Source organism: Paracoccus sp. DMF-8, from assembly GCF_029309835.1.
Taxonomy (GTDB): domain Bacteria; phylum Pseudomonadota; class Alphaproteobacteria; order Rhodobacterales; family Rhodobacteraceae; genus Paracoccus.
Genome location: NZ_JARJHL010000003.1, coordinates 350001 through 369323 on the forward strand (window position 1 = coordinate 350001; position 19323 = coordinate 369323).

At 65.0% G+C, this 19323-nt stretch carries 20 protein-coding genes, 1 tRNA gene and 1 riboswitch (1 of these 22 cut by a window edge); of the genes, 10 read left to right on the forward strand and 11 right to left on the reverse strand.

Going from position 1 to position 19323, the window contains the following annotated elements; genetic code table 11:
* From msrP to clpB, 3 genes are all read right to left on the reverse strand, one after another.
* Positions 1-352, reverse strand: the beginning of a protein-coding gene (gene msrP / locus PE067_RS02300) for a protein-methionine-sulfoxide reductase catalytic subunit MsrP (protein WP_276187645.1). It extends 560 nt beyond the left edge of the window; only the first 352 of its 912 coding nucleotides appear in the window; its start codon is at positions 350-352; the stop codon falls past the left edge of the window.
* Positions 353-447: 95 nt separating this feature from the next.
* Positions 448-2076: an alpha-D-glucose phosphate-specific phosphoglucomutase gene (locus PE067_RS02305; RefSeq protein ID WP_276187646.1), complete on the reverse strand. Its 1629-nt coding sequence runs from the start codon at positions 2074-2076 to the stop codon at positions 448-450.
* 192 nt (positions 2077-2268) lie between these two features.
* A complete protein-coding gene (gene clpB / locus PE067_RS02310; protein WP_276187647.1) occupies positions 2269-4896 on the reverse strand; it encodes an ATP-dependent chaperone ClpB in 2628 nt (875 codons plus the stop codon).
* Between the two features lie 150 nt (positions 4897-5046).
* On the opposite strand from clpB, the gene pyrF reads away from it, so the two are divergent.
* Positions 5047-5739, forward strand: a complete 693-nt coding sequence (gene pyrF, locus PE067_RS02315) for an orotidine-5'-phosphate decarboxylase (RefSeq protein WP_276187648.1) — start codon at positions 5047-5049, stop codon at positions 5737-5739.
* 9 nt (positions 5740-5748) lie between these two features.
* Here pyrF and PE067_RS02320 read toward each other — a convergent pair whose 3' ends face one another.
* The 5 genes from PE067_RS02320 to PE067_RS02340 form a co-directional block, all read right to left on the reverse strand.
* A complete protein-coding gene (locus PE067_RS02320; RefSeq protein WP_276187649.1) occupies positions 5749-6174 on the reverse strand; it encodes a hypothetical protein in 426 nt (141 codons plus the stop codon).
* A 142-nt stretch (positions 6175-6316) separates the two neighbouring features.
* On the reverse strand, positions 6317-6715 hold the full coding sequence (locus tag PE067_RS02325; RefSeq protein ID WP_276187650.1) for an NUDIX hydrolase: 399 nt from the start codon (positions 6713-6715) through the stop codon (positions 6317-6319).
* A gap of 3 nt (positions 6716-6718) precedes the next feature.
* Positions 6719-7003 (reverse strand): hypothetical protein, encoded by a 285-nt coding sequence (locus PE067_RS02330; RefSeq protein WP_276187651.1) that lies wholly within the window; start codon positions 7001-7003, stop codon positions 6719-6721.
* On the reverse strand, positions 7000-7890 hold the full coding sequence (locus PE067_RS02335; RefSeq protein ID WP_276187652.1) for an SPFH/Band 7/PHB domain protein: 891 nt from the start codon (positions 7888-7890) through the stop codon (positions 7000-7002). Before PE067_RS02335 ends, PE067_RS02330 begins: the two co-directional genes overlap by 4 nt.
* Positions 7891-7916: 26 nt before the next feature.
* A complete protein-coding gene (locus tag PE067_RS02340; RefSeq protein ID WP_276187653.1) occupies positions 7917-8783 on the reverse strand; it encodes an N-formylglutamate amidohydrolase in 867 nt (288 codons plus the stop codon).
* Positions 8784-8942: 159 nt separating this feature from the next.
* Here PE067_RS02340 and PE067_RS02345 point away from each other — a divergent pair.
* Together PE067_RS02345 and ykgO are read left to right on the forward strand one after the other, a co-directional pair.
* Positions 8943-9017, forward strand: a tRNA-Val gene (locus tag PE067_RS02345).
* A gap of 84 nt (positions 9018-9101) precedes the next feature.
* The gene (gene ykgO, locus PE067_RS02350) at positions 9102-9227 is read left to right on the forward strand and encodes a type B 50S ribosomal protein L36 (RefSeq protein ID WP_020948882.1); all 126 of its coding nucleotides are present in this window, start codon (positions 9102-9104) and stop codon (positions 9225-9227) included.
* Positions 9228-9332: 105 nt separating this feature from the next.
* On the opposite strand, the gene PE067_RS02355 is transcribed toward ykgO, so the two are convergent.
* Positions 9333-11057, reverse strand: a complete 1725-nt coding sequence (locus PE067_RS02355; protein WP_276187654.1) for a peptidoglycan-binding protein — start codon at positions 11055-11057, stop codon at positions 9333-9335.
* A gap of 158 nt (positions 11058-11215) precedes the next feature.
* Here PE067_RS02355 and aroQ point away from each other — a divergent pair, with 158 nt between their 5' ends.
* Positions 11216-11668, forward strand: a complete 453-nt coding sequence (gene aroQ, locus PE067_RS02360; protein WP_276187655.1) for a type II 3-dehydroquinate dehydratase — start codon at positions 11216-11218, stop codon at positions 11666-11668.
* Here the strand turns inward: aroQ and PE067_RS02365 are convergent.
* Positions 11658-12293 carry an HAD family phosphatase gene (locus PE067_RS02365; protein ID WP_276187656.1) on the reverse strand — a complete coding sequence of 212 codons (636 nt, stop codon included), beginning with the start codon at positions 12291-12293 and terminating at the stop codon, positions 11658-11660. The two genes, aroQ and PE067_RS02365, sit on opposite strands and share 11 nt — an antisense overlap.
* Positions 12294-12454: 161 nt before the next feature.
* Positions 12455-13972: an aldehyde dehydrogenase (NADP(+)) gene (locus tag PE067_RS02370; protein WP_276187657.1), complete on the reverse strand. Its 1518-nt coding sequence runs from the start codon at positions 13970-13972 to the stop codon at positions 12455-12457.
* A 151-nt stretch (positions 13973-14123) separates the two neighbouring features.
* Between PE067_RS02370 and PE067_RS02375 the strand changes: the two genes are divergently transcribed.
* The 6 genes from PE067_RS02375 to PE067_RS02400 all read left to right on the forward strand — a co-directional run bounded on the left by PE067_RS02375 (position 14124) and on the right by PE067_RS02400 (position 19184).
* The gene (locus tag PE067_RS02375) at positions 14124-15290 is read left to right on the forward strand and encodes a nucleotide sugar dehydrogenase (protein WP_276187658.1); all 1167 of its coding nucleotides are present in this window, start codon (positions 14124-14126) and stop codon (positions 15288-15290) included.
* A 397-nt stretch (positions 15291-15687) separates the two neighbouring features.
* Positions 15688-15791: riboswitch (TPP riboswitch) on the forward strand.
* 60 nt (positions 15792-15851) lie between these two features.
* Entirely contained in the window at positions 15852-16670 is an 819-nt protein-coding gene (thiD, locus tag PE067_RS02380) for a bifunctional hydroxymethylpyrimidine kinase/phosphomethylpyrimidine kinase (protein ID WP_276187659.1), read from the forward strand.
* Positions 16667-17644, forward strand: coding sequence for an FAD-dependent oxidoreductase (locus tag PE067_RS02385; RefSeq protein ID WP_276187660.1), 978 nt, complete (start codon positions 16667-16669; stop codon positions 17642-17644). Before thiD ends, PE067_RS02385 begins: the two co-directional genes overlap by 4 nt.
* Positions 17628-17825, forward strand: coding sequence for a sulfur carrier protein ThiS (gene thiS, locus PE067_RS02390; RefSeq protein WP_276187661.1), 198 nt, complete (start codon positions 17628-17630; stop codon positions 17823-17825). The genes PE067_RS02385 and thiS overlap by 17 nt, the downstream gene beginning before the upstream one ends.
* A 1-nt stretch (position 17826) precedes the next feature.
* Positions 17827-18591, forward strand: a complete 765-nt coding sequence (locus PE067_RS02395; RefSeq protein WP_276187662.1) for a thiazole synthase — start codon at positions 17827-17829, stop codon at positions 18589-18591.
* Positions 18588-19184: a thiamine phosphate synthase gene (locus tag PE067_RS02400; protein WP_276187663.1), complete on the forward strand. Its 597-nt coding sequence runs from the start codon at positions 18588-18590 to the stop codon at positions 19182-19184. The genes PE067_RS02395 and PE067_RS02400 overlap by 4 nt, the downstream gene beginning before the upstream one ends.
* Positions 19185-19323 lie beyond the last annotated feature (139 nt).

Genomic DNA, 19323 nt, shown 5'->3' on the forward strand with positions numbered 1-19323 from the left:
GATAGATCCGTTCCTCCAGCGCATTGTCGGGGGCGATGTCGGCGACGGAATAGCTGCCGGGGCGGTCGACCAGCCCGTCGATAGCCACCGCCCAGGGCTGCGTCTTCAGCGACGACGCATGGCGGGCCGGGTCTTCCTTGCCAAAGCCGAATTCGTAGAAATTGTTGTAATTGGTGATGTCCTGCAGGCTGTTGGGCTTTTCATCCGTCGAAAATGCCGAAGGCTTGCCGCTCAGCGCTTGCGCGGCCGGGGCGAAAACCGGCATCGTGGCAAGGGCGGCCGCGCCGGTCAGAAAGGCGCGGCGTCCAAGATAGACGGCCTGCGGGGTGACATCGGACCATTTCAGTTTCATCGGGCGCCCTTTCGTTTCTGCCCCGATGATAAAGGATTATCCGCGCCGATCACTGCACAGCCCGGTGATCGGTCCAGTGATCGGGCCGCCCCGGTTCAGGTGGTGACGTCGGGACGGTCGCGCCCGGTGAATTCCGCGATCCGTGCGATGGATTCGGCGGCGGCGATGACCGGGGCCAGCGCCTCGGCGACCGGGCGGTCGATGCCGTCGGTGGCAAAGCGTTCCAGATAGACGCGCAGGGTCGCGCCCTCGGTTCCCGTGCCCGACAGCCGCATGACGACGCGGGAACCATCATCGAACAGGATGCGGATGCCTTGATTGGCCGATTTCGAATCGTCCACCGGGTCGTGGTAAAAGAAATCATCCGCGCCCGAGACAACCAGCCCGGCATGGCTTTGACCGGGCAGCGCGGCCAGTTCACCCCGCAGCCGGTCCACCAGCGCATTGGCGCGGTCGGCGGGCACGGCTTCGTAATCGTGGCGCGAATAAAAGGTTCGGCCGTAATCCGACCACAGTTCAGCCAGCAGATCGGCGACCGACAACCCGCGCGCCGCGCAGATGTTCAGCCAGAACAGCACCGCCCACAGCCCGTCCTTTTCGCGGACATGATCGGATCCGGTGCCGAAGCTTTCTTCGCCGCACAGGGTCGCGCGGCCCGCATCCAGCAGATTGCCAAAGAATTTCCAGCCGGTCGGCGTCTCGAACGCCGGGATGCCCAGCTTTTCCGCGACCCGATCCGCCGCCCCGCTGGTCGGCATCGAGCGCGCAACGCCCGCAAGGCCGCGCGCATAGGCAGGCACCACCGTCGCATTCGCCGCCAGCACCGCCAGACTGTCCGAAGGCGAAACATAGGTGCCGCGGCCAACGATCATGTTGCGGTCCCCGTCCCCGTCCGAGGCCGCGCCGAAATCGGGCGCATCGGGGCCGAACATCTCATCCATCAGCGCCTTGGCCCAGACCGGATTCGGGTCGGGATGGCCGCCGCCGAAATCGGGCAAGGGCACGGCATTGACGACCGAACCGGGCGCGGCGCCCAGACGGTTTTCCAAAATCTCGCGCGCATAGGGGCCGGTGACGGCATGCATCGCGTCGAACCGCAGCCGGAACCCACCCGCGAACAGCCGCCGGATCGCGTCGAAATCGAACAGGCTTTCCATCAGCGCGGCATAATCGGCGACCGGATCGACGATCTCGACCACCATCGCCCCCAACCGGGTTTCGCCAAGGCGCGACAGGTCGATGTCCTGAGCCTGCATGATCCGGTATTCGGTCAGTTCCTGCGTGCGGGCGAAAATGCGATCCGTCACCGATTCCGGGGCCGGGCCGCCATTGGCGCCGTTGTATTTCATCCCGAAATCTTCGTCCGCGCCCCCGGGGTTGTGGCTGGCGGACATGATGATGCCGCCATCCGCGCCGCGCAGCCGGATCATATGCGAGGCCGCAGGCGTCGACAGGATCGCCCCCTGCCCCACGATCACCCGCGCCGCACCATTGGCCGCGGCCATGCGCAAGATCACCTGCGCCGCGCGGTCGTTGAAAAACCGCCCGTCGCCGCCCAGCACCAGAACCTTGCCCTGCACGCCACCGATGGCGTCGAAAATCGCCTGCGTGAAGTTTTCCAGATAATGATGCTGCATAAAGACCCGCGTCTTTTTGCGCAGCCCCGACGTGCCGGGCTTTTGCCCCTGAATCGGTTGGGTCGGGACGGTCAGGATATCGGTCATTCGGGCAAAGCCTTCTGGAAAGATCGGAACATCTTCAACGGCGGCGTTGTGGCATGGTTCCCTTGCCCGCGCCAATGATCTTGACCGGCTTTGCCTGACAGGGGTGTGACAACGGGGGTGTGACAACGGGGGCGTGACATGAAAAACCCCCGGCGCCTTGGCCGGGGGTTGATCGTCATGGTTGTTCGCGCCTTATTGCAACGGCGTATCGGCAGGTTTGGTTCCGGCAGAACCCAGCCCGCCATTCGCGACCCGGTTGCCGACCAGCAGCCCTTCCGGCCCGGCCGAGACCTTGACCACCTGCCCATCCAGCAATTCGCCCGACAGGATCATTTCGGCCAAGGGGTTCTGCAGGCTGCGCTGGATCACCCGTTTCAGCGGACGCGCGCCGAATACCGGATCATAGCCTTCGTCGGCCAGCCATTTCATCGCCTTGTCGTCCAGATCCAGCCCGATCTTGTGGCTTTCCAGACGCTGTTCCAGATCCCACAACTGGATCCGCACGATGCCGTCCATATTGTCGCGCGACAGCCGGTGAAAGATGATGATCTCATCCAGACGGTTCAGGAATTCCGGCCGGAAATGCGCCCGGACGGCATCCATCACCTGCGCCCGCGCCTGCCCGCTGTCCGCGCCTTCGGGCAGGGTCGACAACGCCTGCGCCCCAAGGTTCGAGGTCAGGATGATCAGCGTCTGCTTGAAATCCACCGTCCGGCCCTGACCATCGGTCAGCTGCCCATCGTCCAGCACCTGCAGCAGCACGTTGAAGACATCGGGATGCGCCTTTTCGACCTCGTCGAACAGCACGACCTGATAGGGCCTGCGCCGCACGGCCTCGGTCAGGGCGCCGCCTTCGTCATAGCCGACATAGCCCGGAGGCGCGCCGATCAGCCGCGCGACGGAATGTTTCTCCATATATTCGGACATGTCGATGCGGACCATCGCCTGATCGTCGTCAAACAGATATTCGGCAATCGCCTTGGTCAGCTCGGTCTTACCGACGCCGGTCGGGCCAAGGAACAGGAAGCTGCCAAGGGGCCGGCGCGGATCGTTCAGCCCGGCGCGCGCGCGGCGCACCGCGTTCGACACCGCCGTCACGGCCTCGGACTGGCCGATGACGCGCTGGCCAAGGACTTCCTCCATCTTCAGCAGCTTGTCGCGTTCGCCCTCCAGCATCTTGCTGGTCGGGATGCCGGTCCAGCGTTCGACCACCTCGGCGATCTGTTCGGGGCGCACGGCTTCCTCGACCAGGGGGCCGTCGTCATTGCCCTCGGCATCCGACAGCTGTTTTTCCAGACCGGGGATGATGCCATAGGACAGCTCGCCCGCGCGGGCCAGATTGCCTTCGCGCTTGGCCTGATCCAGTTCGGCACGCGCCTTGTCCAACTGCTCTTTCAGGTGGCGCGAGCCTTCCAACTTGTCGCGTTCGGCCTGCCAGCGGGCGGTCAGGGTCGCGGATTTTTCCTGCAGTTCCGACAGTTGCTTTTCCAGCTTTTCCAGACGGTCGCGCGAACCGGCATCGTCTTCTTTTTTCAGCGCCTCGCCCTCGATCTGCAATTGCAGGATCTGGCGATCAAGCTGGTCCAGTTCCTCGGGCTTGCTGTCGACTTCCATCCGCAACCGGCTGGCGGCTTCGTCGACAAGGTCGATGGCCTTGTCGGGCAGGAAACGGTCGGTGATGTAGCGGTTCGACAGGGTCGCCGCCGCCACCAGTGCGGCATCGGTGATGCGGACGCCGTGGTGCAGTTCGTATTTTTCCTTGATGCCGCGCAGGATCGAAATCGTATCCTCGACCGTCGGCTCCTGAACCATCACCGGCTGGAAACGACGGGCCAGCGCCGCGTCTTTTTCGATATACTTGCGATATTCGTCCAGCGTGGTCGCGCCGACACAGTGCAATTCGCCACGCGCCAGCGCGGGCTTGATCAGGTTCGCGGCATCCATCGCGCCATCGGTCTTCCCGGCGCCGACCAGAACGTGCAATTCGTCGATGAACAGGATGATATCACCCGCCGCATCCTCGATTTCCTTCAGGACGGCTTTCAGGCGTTCCTCGAATTCACCGCGATATTTCGCACCGGCGATCAGCGCGCCCATGTCCAGCGCCCACAACTGTTTGTTGTGAAGCGATTCGGGCACGTCGCCGTCGATGATGCGCAGGGCCAGACCTTCGGCGATGGCGGTTTTACCCACACCGGGTTCGCCGATCAGCACGGGGTTGTTTCTCGTGCGGCGGCTTAGGACCTGCATCGCACGGCGGATTTCTTCGTCCCGGCCGATGATCGGGTCGATCTTGCCGTCGGCCGCCGCCTCGGTCAGGTTGCGGGCGTATTTCGACAGGGCTTCGTAATTTTCCTCGGCGCTGGCGGTGTCGGCGGTGCGGCCCTTGCGGATGTCGTTGATCGCGGCATTCAGCGCCTGCGCCGTGACCTTGCCCGCAGCCAGCGCATCGCGCGCATTGGTGTTGACGACGGCCAGCGCGGTCAGCACCCGTTCCGCCGGAACAAAGCTGTCACCGGCTTTCTTGGCCAGGCTTTCCGCCTCGTCCAGCACGCGCACCATCGCGGGGTCGACATAGACCTGACCCTGCCCGCCCGACACCTTGGGCAGCTTGGTCACGGCCTGATCCGCAGCGCCGCGCACCGCAGCGGCATCCCCACCCGCCCGCGCAATCAGATTGCTGGCAAAGCCCTGATCGTCATCCATCAGCGCCTTCAGCAGATGTTCGGGGACAACGCGCTGGTTGTTTTCGCGGATGGCGATCGTCTGCGCCGCCTGAATGAACCCGCGAGAGCGTTCCGTAAACTTTTCCATATCCATGAGAATATCCTTTTCTGGCACCCTGTCTGGACCGCCCTGAAAAGGCACGGTCCGGTCGGGCCTCAGCCATTATCTGGGCGCGGGAAAACGGGGTTTCAAGGGTGGCGGTTCCCCCCTATAAACGCCGGGATCTTCATACCGGGGGATGGGATGGACGACCGTCTGATCGTGGCGCTGGACGTGCCGAATGCACTTGCCGGGCTGGAACTGGCCGAAAAGCTGGGCGATGCCGTCAGCTTCTACAAGATCGGCCTGGGGATGCTGACCGGCGGCGGCTTGGCGCTGGCCAATGAGCTGAAGCAGGAACATGGCAAGCGCATCTTTCTGGACATGAAATTCTTCGACATCGGCGCCACGGTCGAATCCGCCGTGCGCGGGATCGCGCAATATGATCTGGATTTCCTGACCGTCCACGGCGACCCGCATGTGGTGCGCGCCGCCAAACAGGGCGCGGCAGGCAAGGATCTGAAGATTCTGGCCGTGACTGTCCTGACATCCCTCGACCGGGCCGATCTGGACGCGGGGCTGATCGTGCCGGGCGATCTGGCCGAAATCACCACCACCCGCGCCGCCCGCGCATTCGAGGCAGGCGCCGATGGCGTCATCGCCAGCCCGCGAGAGGCCGCGCTGATCCGCGCCCTGCCGCAGGCGGCGGGCCGCCTGATCGTCACCCCCGGCGTCCGCCCGGCGGGGTCGGACGCAGGCGACCAGAAACGGATCGAGACCCCGGCCGCAGCCATCGCGGCAGGCGCCGACCATCTGGTCGTCGGCCGTCCGATCTGGCAGGCCACCGATCCCCGCGCCGCCGCGCAGGCCATCGCCGCCGAAATCGCAGGCGCCTGATCGTCGGCTCTAGCCCGACAATGTGGCGAAACTGGCGCATTCCGGGTCGATCACCCACCCCCGGTTGCCCTGCACAAAGGAATCGCGGCCGGTCCCGTCGGGATGATGCAACCTGCGGATGGTCGCCGAAATCTGGTTGGCCAGCGCGCGGTCGTCACCTGCATCGACACTCACCGCGTAATTGTTCGAAATCGTCGTGCGCACGATATAAAGATCGCGCCCCTCCAGCCCCTGACCCGACAGCGCCTGTGCGAAATGGGCGACATCGGCGCGCGCCTCGGCGCAGCCCTTGGGGGTCGTGTCATAGGATGCGATCAGGGCGTGCCATTGTCCGATTTGGGTCACGCCCACAATCGCGCCCGTGCTGTTGTCCGCATCCGGATCCGGAACCGGACCGGGCAGGGGAACGGGTGCGACAAAATCCTTCAGTTCCATCGTGACCTCTTTGACTGATCCGGACGGTTTTCTGGCTGTCCATCGAACAGAACGACGCCCGGAAAATGCGTGACATCGGGAAAGCGATTCGAGGAATTCCGGCACCAAGGATACGACAGCCGCCGCTTGGCGCGAAGCGGTCTCAGCCGTGGATGACCTGCCGCACGCGGTCGCGAAAGGCGGGCACGGCGCGGGGGTGGGCGATGAATTCGGCGACGGGCATCAGGCGCCATTCCTGCCCTTCGTCGCCGAAGCGGATGGCCGCGATATCCGCATCGGTCAGGGTGCCGGAAAACAGCCATGCGGGACGGTCGTCCGCGCCGAAACGATGCGCGGCCAGCCGCGACGGGTCCGGCGACAGGCCGAATTCTTCGGCCAGTTCGCGCAGGGCGCAGGCGATGGGGGTCTCGTCCCCTTCCGGGCCGCCGCCGGGCAGGTCCCAATGGCCGGGAAAGGGAATATGCGCGAAATTGTCGCGCAGCAGGGTCAGCAGGCAATCACCCCGCATCAGCAGCAGCTTGGCGCCGATGAAATCCGCCACCGGCTATTTCCGGGGCGGATTGTCGTTGATGTCGGTTTTCCAGATCTTGACCTGACCATGGGTCACGCCCATCAGCCTGCGCAGGGCCAGCCAGACCAAGCCGGACATGACGGCGGTGACGATCAGCGCGACCGGAAAGCTGGCCGGGGCAATCCCCAGCAGCAGCGCCAGCCCCATCAGCAGGACGGCAATCGCCACGCCCAGAAAGATCCAGACCGGGGCCAGCACCTCGACCGCCGCCAGAACCAGCGCGGCAATGATCCAGAGCCAGCCGTTTTCCCAGCTCATTTCCCGGCGCCCTTCAGCAGCTTGAAGGCGTCGCCGAATGCTTCCAGCGCGGATGCGGGCACAATGATCGTCTGCTTGCCTGTGCCCTTGCCGACCTCGGTCAGGGCCTCGACCTGCTTCATCGCGACCTGATATTGCGCGGCCTCCAGCCCGCCATCGCGGATCGCAACCGCCAGCGTATTGGTGGCAAAAGCCTCGGCCTCGGCCAGAACGCGACGGGCCTTGGCCTGCTGTTCCGCGGCATAGAGTTCGGCATCGGCATGCAGTTCGGTGGCGCGGCGCTTGCCCTCGGCCTCGGTGACCTGGGCGCGGCGGGCGCGTTCGGCGTTCAACTGTTGCAGCATCGCGGCGCGGGTCGCCTGATCCAGATTGACGTCCAGAATTTCGGCGCGCGTCACCTCGATCCCCCAGTCATCGACGGTATTGGCCAGGTTTTCGCTGATCCGTTCGATCAGCTGGGCGCGGTTCGACTGGACCTGATCCAGCTCCATCGTGCCGATTTCGGACCGCACGATCCCGGCAACGGTCGTGGCGATGGCCGCGTCAATGTCGCGGATGCGGTAGACTGTCTTTTCCGGTTCGATGATGCGGTAAAAGACACTGGTTTCGACCTGCACCAGCACGTTGTCCTTGGTGATCGCGTCCTGGCTGTTCGAAGGCAACTGGCGTTCCAGAACCGAAATCCTGTGCGCGACACGGTCCAGAAACGGCACGATCACATTGATCCCCGGCCCCAGCACCGCATGCAACCGGCCAAACCGTTCGATGACGTATTTTTCCGATTGCGGCACGATGCGGATGGCCCGCGTGACGACGATGAAGATCACCACGGCAAGGATGATCAGCGCCATGTTCTGGGCGAGAAGTTCGGCAAGGAATGGCGGCATTGGTCAAATCCCGGTTCAGAAATGGGTCATTCGGCCGCGACGGACAGGTCCCGCGAATCCTCGGGGCTGATGGTCGCAAGCCGGGCAATCAGCTTGGCAAAGCGCCTGGCGAAAACATCGAAATCCGCGCGCGGCTCGATCCTTTTTTCATCCATATAGAGCGAGCGGTCCATTTCAAGCTGCAAAACATGGACATTGCGCGCGGGCTGGCCATAGGCGGCGGTGATATAGGCGCCCGAAAACGGTGAATTGCGCCGCATCCGAAAGCCTTCGGCCAGAATCGCCGATGTCACCTCTTGCGTGATGCGCACCGAAGCTGACGCACCGTTACGGTCGCCCAGCACGATTTCGGGGCGCGGCATCGGCAGATGGGCCAGCGCGTCGCGGGGCATGGAATGGGTGTCGATCAGGATCGCGCCGCCGAATCGGGCGCAGGCTTCGTCGATCAGCGCCGACAGCGCGGCATGATAGGGCCGCCACAGGTTCTCGATCCGCGAATCGGCATCCTTGCGCGAAATCGGGCGGTCATAGATGGCGCGGCCCTGCGACACGACGCGGGGAATCACCCCCAGCCCCGCCATGATGCGCGGGTTCAGCTTGCCCGGCGCGGCGCCTTCGACAACCAGCGGGTCCATATCCTCGGGGGCGCGGTTCAGGTCGACGACGCTGCGCGGCACCCGCGCCGTCAGCACCATCGCGCCATGGTCCACCGCAGGCGCGATCAGCCGGTCGACAAAGGCATCTTCGGACGACCGCAGATGCAGCGGATCCAGCCGGGTCTTGGGCAAGAACCAGTCCGGATAGGACCGCCCCGAATGGGGCGATGCGAATATGATCCCGTTCCGCCAGCCCGTCGGGCGGATCAGGTCCAGGACGGGTTCATCCGCGCGCATTGCAAACAGCCTGTGAACAACCAATGTCGCCTGTATATATTCCTTGTGAAGCCGGCGCCAATAGCACTTGCGCCCTGGATGGAGTGTCGATATAGACACCGCCACCGAACGCGGTTTTGCCGGATGCAGCCTTACATTGCAGGCAGAATCACCAAGGTGGGGCGGTTAGCTCAGCGGTAGAGCACTACGTTGACATCGTAGTGGCCACTGGTTCGATCCCAGTACCGCCCACCATTCATTCGCCGCCCCCGGCCAGCCAGGGGCATTTCGTTTCACAAGGCGCCGCATGCGTTGCGCCGCGAAAAGAGGAGAAGACCTATGAAGGTTCGCAATTCGCTCCGCTCGCTCAAGACGCGGCATCGTGATTGCCAAGTCGTGCGCCGCAAGGGCCGTATCTACGTCATCAACAAGACGAATCGCCGCTTCAAGGCGCGTCAGGGCTGATGCCGGGTCCCCAAGGGGACCGATACGCGACGGAAACGAAAGGCCGGTGCATCGCTGCACCGGCCTTTTTTATTGTCCCGATAAGGGGATAGATGCCGCCCTGCCCTATTTCAGCAACTCGCGGATGATCGATTCGGCATCCAGCCCGATCCCGTTGTTGTTGCCCCGATTCTGGCCACGCCGCAGCGCATCGCGATTCTGCCGCGCCTGCCGGACATATTTCCCATCGGGCCAGTTGCGCAGATAGGTGTTGTAGGATCTGACCGTGTTGCGCTCTCGTGCCACGGTAAAGGCGCGGTCATCACGGTCGCCGCGAATCACCTGACCGCCACTGTTCAGCTCGCGCAGCCGCGCCCGCGCCTGTTCCGCATGGATGCCGTTCGGATAGCGGTCCAGATAGGCGCGCAGATTGGCCGCGCCACCCCGCGCGCCGGTCTGCTGCCAATAGGCCTGATCCCGGTCGCGGCTGCTCGCAACGGTCTGGCTGGCCCGTTCGCGCAGCAGGCTGATCTGCGGCGCGGTCAGATAGCCCGTCGCAGGCAGGCCATTGTTGCGCTGAAAGTTGCGGATCGCATTGCGGCTGCGGCTGCCAAAGACACCATCGATGCCCCCGGTGCCATAGTTCAGCGTGTTCAGATCGCGCTGGATCTGGATCCGCGCCGACCGCGACAGGCCAAGCCGCGATTCGGTCGCATAGCCTTCGGGCTGAACCGGCGCGGGCCGGACGGGCGCCGGTTGCGCAGGCGCAGGCTGGGCGGGGACAGGCTGGGCGGGCGCCGGGGTGGACGCCGGTGTGGACGCAGCCGCGAATTCGGCCAGCTGGCGGCCGGCGGCATCGGCATATTCACCCTGCGGAAAGCGGTTCAGATAGCTGCGATAGGCGTCGGGCGTATTGGTCGCGGCGGCCTCGGCCCAGGCATCGCGGTCGCGATCTGCGCCATCCACCGTTTCGCCCAGCTGATCCAGCCGGGCCGAGGCGGCTGCCGAATACAGCCCGCCCGGATGGTCGCGCAGATAGGCACGATAGGCATCCGCCGTATCGGCCGCAGCCGCCGCAGCCCGTGCATCCCGGTCGGGTTGCAGGATGCCATTGCCGCCCTGCGCGCCCGCCATGCCATCACCGGCGGCGGCCGGAACCAGCACCAGCCCGGTGTTGCCGCCCTCGACCATCCGCAGGCCCTCGATCTCGTCCAGCGCATCCTGAACCGTGGTGCCGGGCACCAGCAAGGCCTGCGCGGCACTGGTCGCCGCGGCGGGAGAGCCGCCCAGAACCGTGACGCCATCGGGCGGGCGCAGGTTGCCGATGCCGCTTTCCAGCCCCTCGTGGCGCGGCATGTCGGCATCGTCATGGCCCAGCACGATCACCGCACCCGGCGCGGCATCGGTCAGCATGTCCATGGTCGCACCCAGTGACACGCCCTGCGCCGAAACCGTCACCGGATCGGGGTTTTCGGCATCCGAAGCCATGAACCACGCATCCCGGTCGCCATGCAGGAAATGCCCGTTCAGCAGGACCAGCCTGACCCCCGGCTGATCGTCGGCACGCAACAGATCGGCCACGGCGCGGCGCAGATCGTCGCCCGCCAGATCCGTGCCGCTGACCGTGCGAAACCCCGCGTCCCGCATCGCCTGCGCCACCGGCGCGACATCCGCGCCCTCTGGGCTGTCGGCATGGTCATAGCGTTCGTTCGCAACCACGACACCGCGATTTTCGGCCCAGATCGGGGTCGCGACAATGGTTGCACACAGGGCCAGCAGGGGCAGGCGCATCGGCAGTTCCTTTTCTTCTCGGGCCGGATCGGGGCGGCCCGCCCGGTGGTGTTTCCTCATATCCTGCCGTTGGGCAGACGGTCATTCCATCCCTTTTAACGCGCCGGACCCGGATTTAATTCCCAGGGGCAGATCACGAGATCGCCACCGGAACCGCTTGGCAATCGCCCGCCCAGATCCGATGATGGGCCGAGCGCACACAGCCGAAAGTCCAACCCATGACCCTGCCCCAGACCCCGAACGTGCTGATCCTGAACGGCCCCAACCTGAACATGCTGGGCACCCGCCAGCCCGAAATCTATGGCCGCGACACGCTGGACGATGTGATCGACGCCTGCACGGCGTTGGGCGGCGATCTGGGGCTGAAGGTGCAGGCCTTTCAATCCAATCACGAAGGCGCGCTGGTCGACCGCATCCAGCAGGCGCGCGGCGAAGCGCAGGGCATCATCATCAACGCCGGCGCCTATACCCACACCTCGGTCGCGATTCTGGACGCGCTGAACATCTTTGAAGGTCAGGTGATCGAGGTCCATATCTCGAACATCCACAAGCGCGAAGGCTTTCGCCACCACTCCTACATCAGCCAGCGCGCCGACGGGATCATCATCGGCATGGGGATCGCAGGCTATCTGCTGGCCCTGCGCCGCCTGGCCTCGCTGGTTACGGACTGACCCGCATATCGCCATAGCGCGGGCCCAGCAGGCCCAGCTTTTCCAGCTGGTCGGACAGCGCATCGGCGCCGGTAAATCGGACGGCCTTCATGCCGACCGCGACCGCGCCCCGGACGTTTTCGGCCAGATCGTCGATGAACAGGCAATCCCCGGCCTGCAAGCCATTGCGATTCAGCAGCAATTCGTAAATCCCCGGTTCCGGCTTCAGCATGCCGACCTGACCCGAAACGACGATATCGCGAAAGATCGTGCCCAGACGGGGATATTGCGCCACGGCAGCGGGCCAGTTGTCCGCCGACCAGTTGGTGATCGCGAAAAGCGGAATTTCCGAAGCGTCCAGCAATTCGATCAGATCCCATGTGCCGGGCATGGGCCGGGTGATGGTCAGGGGGAAACGCTGGACATAGGTTTCCAGCGGCAGGGCATCATCGCCAAATTGCGCACGCGCCGCAGCCAGCCCGTCGCCCAGACTGCGCCCGCCATCCTGCAGCCGGTTCCAGCCGTCGAAATCCACGCGCCGCATCCATGCCGCGATCTCTGCCGGACCCGCGAAATAGTCGCGAAAGGCCAGTTCCGGCTGCCAGTCGATCAGCACCTTGCCCAGGTCAAAAACGATATTCTTCATCTGCTCTCTCGGATCTCGGTCGCGGGCTGCGGCCGATGCAACCTATAGTTCTGCAGTTGTGTCCTGTCAGTGACGGAATGTCGCGATGGGTCGGTTTCCGCTGAATGGGCGGGAATGCCCCGATGGCGGGCCACCGGGGCATCCATCGGGTCATCCGCCGATCAGCCGCGCAGATCCTGCGGCAGCAGTTCCTGCGGAAAGTTCTGGTAGCTGACCGGCCGCAGGAAACGCCGGATCGCCAGCGTCCCGACCGAGGTCGCGCCGAAATTCGTGCTGGCCGGATAGGGGCCGCCGTGAACCATGCTGTCCACGACCTCGACCCCGGTCGGAAAGCCGTTGACCAGCACCCGGCCCGCCTTGCGTTCCAGAATCGGCAGCAGGGTCTGCGCATCAGCCAGATCGCCCGGCTCCATATGGATGGTGGTCGTCAACTGGCCCTGAAAGCCCTGCGCCAACCGCACCATTTCCTGAACCGAGCCGACGCGGACGATCAGACCAAGCGGGCCAAAGACCTCCTCGCCCAGGGCATCATCCTGCAGATAGGCCTGCGCGGTGGTTTCATACAGGTTCGGGCTGGCCTTGCGCCCGGTCGATTGCGTCACCAGCACCGGCGAAACCGCATTGCGGCTGTCGAAACGCTCCTTGCCATCGCGATAGGCCTTGGCGATGCCGTCAGTCAGCATGTCCTGCGGCGCGACCTGTTCCAGCGCAGTCTTTGCGGCGGCGGTGAAGCGGTCGGCATCGGCGCCGTCGATGACCACGGCAATGCCCGGATTGGTGCAGAACTGCCCCACGCCCATGCTCAGCGACCCGGCCCAGCCCTGCCCCAGTGCATCCGCCCGCGCGGCCATCGCCTGCGGCAGCAGGAACATCGGATTGACGGAACCCAATTCGCCAAAGAAGGGGATCGGTTCGGGGCGCGCGGCGCACAGGTCGAACAGCGCGCGGCCCCCGGCCACACTGCCGGTAAAGCCCACGGCCTTGATCAGCGGATGCTGGACCAGCGCGGCACCGACATGGCGGTCGCCACCCTGAACCAGACTGAAGACGCCCGGATGCAGGCCGGTGCGGGCAATCGCGGCATGGATCGCCTCGGCAATGATTTCGCCGGTGCCGGGATGGGCGGAATGACCCTTGACCACAACCGGGCAACCGGCGGCCAGCGCCGCCGCCGTGTCCCCGCCCGCCGTCGAAAAGGCCAGCGGAAAGTTCGACGCGCCGAACACCGCGACGGGGCCAATGGGGCGTTCCATCAGGAAAATCTCGGGACGCGGGGCGGGCTGGCGGTCGGGCAGCGCCGCATCATGGCGCCGGTCCAGATAGTCGCCCTGGCGGATATGGGTCGCAAACAGCCGCAACTGCCCGGTGGTGCGGCCGCGTTCGCCCTGCAGGCGCAGGGCGGGCAGGCCGGTTTCCTGCGTGCCGATTTCGGTGATCGCCTCGGCCCGCGCCTCGATCTCATCGGCGATGGCGTCCAGAAAACCGGCGCGAACCTCGCGCGCGGCATAGCCATAGCTCCAAAATGCATCCTCGGCCGCCTTGGCTGCGCGGTCGACCAGCGCGACGGTGCCCACCGCGAAATCATGCGCCGGGCCATGCGTCGGTTCTGACCGGAAGCTTGCACCGCCCCCGATCCATTCGCCTGCGATCAGGTGTTTGCCCTGCGGGGTCCAGCTCATCATGCGATCCTTTCGGGAATATGGTTGCGCCAGCTTTGCCACAGCAGCCGCCCCATCGGCAAGTCTTGCATATTTCAAGTCGGCACAATCCGCGCCTGTTCAACCCCTGCCCGCCCGTATTAGGTTCGCCCCAGCAAAATGAGGCAGAAACATGAAGATCACGGTCGCCGGGCTGGGTTATGTCGGCATGTCAATCGCGGTGCTGCTGTCGCAGCGCAACCCTGTCGCGGCGCTGGATGTGAACGGCGCGCGCGTCGATCAGGTCAACCGCCGCGAAAGCCCGATCGAGGACCCCGACATCCGGCAATGGCTGGCCGACAGGCCGCTGGACCTGACCGCCACCACCGATCCCGTCGCCGCGCTGACCGGCGCGGAATTCGTCGTGATCGCCACGCCGACGAATTACGACCCGCGCAACAACCGCTTTGACACCTGCAGCGTCGAGCAGGTCATCGCGCAGGCCCGCGAACATGCGCCAGAGGCGACGATCATCGTAAAATCAACGGTCTATGTCGGCTTCACCGCCGAAATGCGCGCGCGCCACAGCTATGACCGCATCATCTTTTCGCCGGAATTCCTGCGCGAGGGTCGGGCGCTTTACGACAATCTGCACCCCTCCCGCATCGTCATCGGCGATCATGGCCCCGAAGCGCATCTGTTCGCCAAGCTGCTGGCCCAGGGCGCGCTGGACAAGGACATGCCCACCCTGTTCACCGGCGTCACCGAGGCCGAGGCGATCAAGCTGTTTTCGAACACCTACCTTGCCATGCGCGTCGCCTATTTCAACGAGTTGGACAGCTACGCCATCTCTCGCGGTCTGGATTCGCGCGAGATCATCGAAGGGGTGGGTCTGGATCCGCGGATCGGCAGCCATTACAACAACCCCAGTTTCGGCTATGGTGGCTATTGCCTGCCCAAGGACACCAGGCAGCTTCTGGCGAATTACGATCAGGTGCCGCAGAACCTGATCGCGGCCATCGTCGACAGCAACCGCACGCGCAAGGATTTCATTTCCGAACAGATCCTTGAAAGGAAACCGAAAATCGTCGGCATCCACCGTCTGGTGATGAAGGCCGGGTCCGACAATTTCCGCGACAGTTCGATTCAGGGCATCATGAAGCGGATCAAGGCCAAGGGGATCGAGGTCATCGTCTATGAACCCGTCCTGCCCGACGCGCATTTCTTCAACAGCCGCGTGATCCGCGACCTCGACGCCTTCAAATCCGAAGCCGACCTGATCCTTGCCAACCGCCTTTCCCCGGAACTGAGCGATGTCGCGGACAAGGTCTATACCCGCGATCTTTACGGCACGGATTGACGCCGCCGGCCAGACCCGCGCATCAGCCACGGGACCGGGCCGCAAACGCGGCTGCGGTTTCCCTTAGTTATTGGATTACAAATATATTCTTCTACACTCCTGCCTCTGGATATGGCATGATATCAGGGTCGAAAATCATCGAAGGTATCCCGACATGTCAGGGCAACATCCTCATTCGCAGCAGCAGGAAGACGACCAGAAGCCGGACGATCTGCTTTATGCGGGACCCTTAACACCTGTTGCCATGTTCGCCCATTACCCGCTGCAAGATGGGCAAACGGGTCAGCAGCCAGCCAAATTGATAACCTTGACGCCCGGCTATGGTGACCGGTCCGGCCTTTCGCATAACGAATAACGGTTGCAATCCCGTCACAATCCGGCCTAGCCTGCGGCACGACTCATACACTTGGGGGGCCCCGCACGGGGCTGAGAGGTGCAAGGCACCGACCCATCGAACCTGATCCGGCTAGCACCGGCGTAGGGAAGGGTAGAGTGGTGCTTTCGGCAAATCCTGCCCGCACACCCCCCTTTCCTGCCCGGCGACCCGGACAAGAAAGGCGGATGATGGCGCGCGCCATTGCTTTGACGATTGCCGGCTCCGACAGCGGGGGCGGCGCGGGCATTCAGGCCGATCTCAAGTCCTTTTCGGCGCTTGGCGTCTATGGCGCCTCTGTGATCACAGCCATTACCGCGCAGAATACCCGCGCCGTGACGGGTATCGAACCGGTCTCGGCCGCGATGGTCGCGGCCCAGATCGACGCGGTTTTCGACGATCTGCGGGTGGATGCGGTCAAGATCGGCATGGTTGGCGGCCCGGATGTGATCACAAATGTCGCGGAACGGCTGCGCCACTACCTTGGCAGGCGCCCGGTCCCGGTGGTGCTGGATCCGGTCATGGTCGCGAAATCGGGCGATGTGCTGCTGCCCGATGCGGCGATCACCGCAATGGTTGCTGAATTGCTGCCGCTGGCCACCGTCCTGACCCCCAACCTGCCCGAATCGGGCGCATTGCTGGGCATCGGCCCCGCACAATCCACCGTGCAGATGCTGGAACAGGGCGCGCAACTGTCGGCGCTTGGTCCCGCATATGTCCTGATGAAGGGCGGCCATGCCACGGGCGAAACCTGCACCGACCTGCTGGTCGGACCGGATCCGCTGACCCTGACGGCGCCGCGTGTGATCACAAATAACACCCACGGCACGGGCTGTTCGCTGTCATCGGCGATTGCGGCGGGTCTGGCGCGGGGCCTGACGGTGCCGTCCGCTGTCCGGCAGGCCCATGACTGGCTGCAAAAGGCAATCCGCGCGGCGGATTCGCTGGATATCGGCTCGGGTCACGGCCCGGTTCACCATTTTCACGCGCAATGGGCCGCCGAATGACCGACGTCACCATCCTTGGCGCCGGTGTCATGGGGCTGTGCATCGCCAGCGAACTGGCCGCGCGCGGCATACGCCCCCGCATCATCGACCCGAACGGCGCCCCCGGCCCGCATGGCTGCAGCTGGTGGGCGGGCGGCATGCTGGCCCCCTATTGCGAAGAAGAAAGCGCCGATCCGACCGTCGTGCGCCTTGGTCTGGACGCGGCGGACTGGTGGGCGGCGCAGGGCGCGACGATCCATCACAGCGGCACGCTGGTTCTGGCCCTGTCGCGCGATCAGGCCGAACTGGACCGCTTTGCCCGGCTGACCCGCGAATACCGCGCCGTCGACGCCGATCAGATCGTCGCGCTGGAACCCGAATTGCAGGGCCGGATGCGGCGCGGGCTGTTTTACGAAAGCAGATCCCACCTGACCCCGCGTCAGGCCCTGACCGCGCTGCAGGCCAATCTGGCCGCCGGGGGCATCGCCATCGAAACCGGCGGCACGCCCACGGGCCTTGTCGTCGATGCGCGCGGGCTGACCGCCCGCGATGCCCTGCCCGACCTGCGCGGCGTCCGGGGCGAGATGCTGACCATCCGCTGCCCCGAGGTCACGCTGACCCGCACCATCCGCCTGCTGCACCCGCGCATCCCCCTATATGCGGTGCCGCGCGGTGATGGCGTCTATATGTTGGGGGCAACCATGCTGGAAAGCGGCGCGAAATCCCGCGTCACCGCGCGGGCCGCTGTGGAAATGCTGTCCGCGGCCTATGCGCTGCATCCCGGTTTTGCCGAGGCGGAAATTCTGGAACTGGGCGCCGATGCCCGCCCCGCTTTCCCCGACAACCTGCCCCGCCTGCGCCGCCGGGGCGGCACGCTTTACGCAAACGGCCTGTATCGCCACGGCTATCTGCTGGCCCCCGCCGTGGCCCGCATGGCCGCAGATCACATCATCAACGGCCAGATACCGGAGTTCATGGATGAACATAATCCTTAACGGAGAACGGCGTCAGGTCACCGGCCCGACCGTCGCCGATGTGCTGGCCGAAATCGGTCTGGGCACCGCCCGCGTCGCCACCGCGCTGAACGGCGAATTCCTGCCCGCCGGGCTGCGCAGCGCCACGACCCTGAACGATGGCGACGCGCTAGAGGCGCTGTCGTCCATGCAGGGGGGCTGAGATGCCGGTCTTTTACGGGCGCGACATCGCCAGCCCGCTGATGCTGGGCACCGCGCAATACCCTTCGCCCGCCGTGCTGGCGCAGGCGTTTCGCGCGTCAAATGCCGGGATCGCCACGGTTTCCCTGCGTCGCGAAGGCGGCGAGGGGCAGGCCTTTCACAGCCTGATCCGCGATCTGGGCGTGACGGTCCTGCCCAATACCGCAGGCTGTCATTCCGTCAAGGAAGCCGTGACCACGGCCCATATGGCACGTGAGTTTTTCGACACGCCCTGGATCAAGCTGGAGGTGATCGGCGATCACGACACGCTGCAACCCGATGTCGTCGCCCTGATCGAGGCCGCGCGCATCCTGACCGCCGACGGTTTTCAGGTCTTTCCCTATTGCACCGAGGATCTTTCGGTCTGCGGTCACCTGCTGGATGCGGGCTGCCGGGTGCTGATGCCCTGGGGGGCGCCCATCGGCTCGGGTCGCGGGCTGAACAACCCCTATGGCTTGCGGTCCCTGCGCGCGCATTTCCCGGATGTGCCGCTGGTCGTCGATGCGGGCATCGGCCTGCCCAGCCATGCCGCGCAGGCGATGGAACTGGGCTATGACGCGGTCTTGCTGAACACCGCCGTCGCCCGGGCGGGCGATCCGGTCGCCATGGCCCGCGCGATGGCGCTGGCGATCGAGGCCGGGCAACTGGCCCGCAAGGCCGAGCCGATCGAGGCGCGCGACATGGCCGCGCCATCAACTCCACTGATGGGAATGGCGGTGCTGGGATGAAACTGCCCCGATTCTATCCGATTTTCGACAGCGCCGACTGGCTGGCCCGCGCCTTGCCGCTTGGCATCAAGCTGGTCCAGATCCGGGTCAAGGATGCCGCGCCGGATGCGCTGCGGGCCGAACTGACCCGCGCCCGCGATCTGTGCGCCGCCCATGCCGCGCAACTGGTCGTCAACGATTACTGGCAGCAGGCGATGGATTTGGGCTGCGACTACATCCATCTGGGGCAAGAGGATCTGGACAGCGCCGATATCCCCGCGATCCGCCGCGCGGGGCTGCGCATCGGCATTTCGACCCATGACCACGACGAACTGGACCGGGCGCTGGCGCTGGCCCCGGATTACGTCGCGCTTGGCCCGGTCTGGCCGACGATCCTCAAGAAAATGAAATGGGAACAGCAGGGGCTGGCGCGCGTCTCGGAATGGAAGCGCCTGATCGGCGACACCCCCCTGATCGCGATCGGCGGGCTGACGCCGGAACGCGCGGAACTGGCCTTTGCGGCGGGTGCGGATGTGGCATCGGCGGTGACGGATATCACGCTGAACGCCGATCCCGATGCGCGCATCCGCGAATGGCTGCGGGTCGCCGGATGAGGTGCGATGGCCGCCCCATCCTCTGGCGCAATGACGCGGACCGACGCCCGACGCCGCGCCTTGTCCCCGACGGGCCGCAGGGCGATCAGGCGGGACGGCGAACATCGGCGCTGCGCCGGTCTGCGCGCCCGGCCACAAG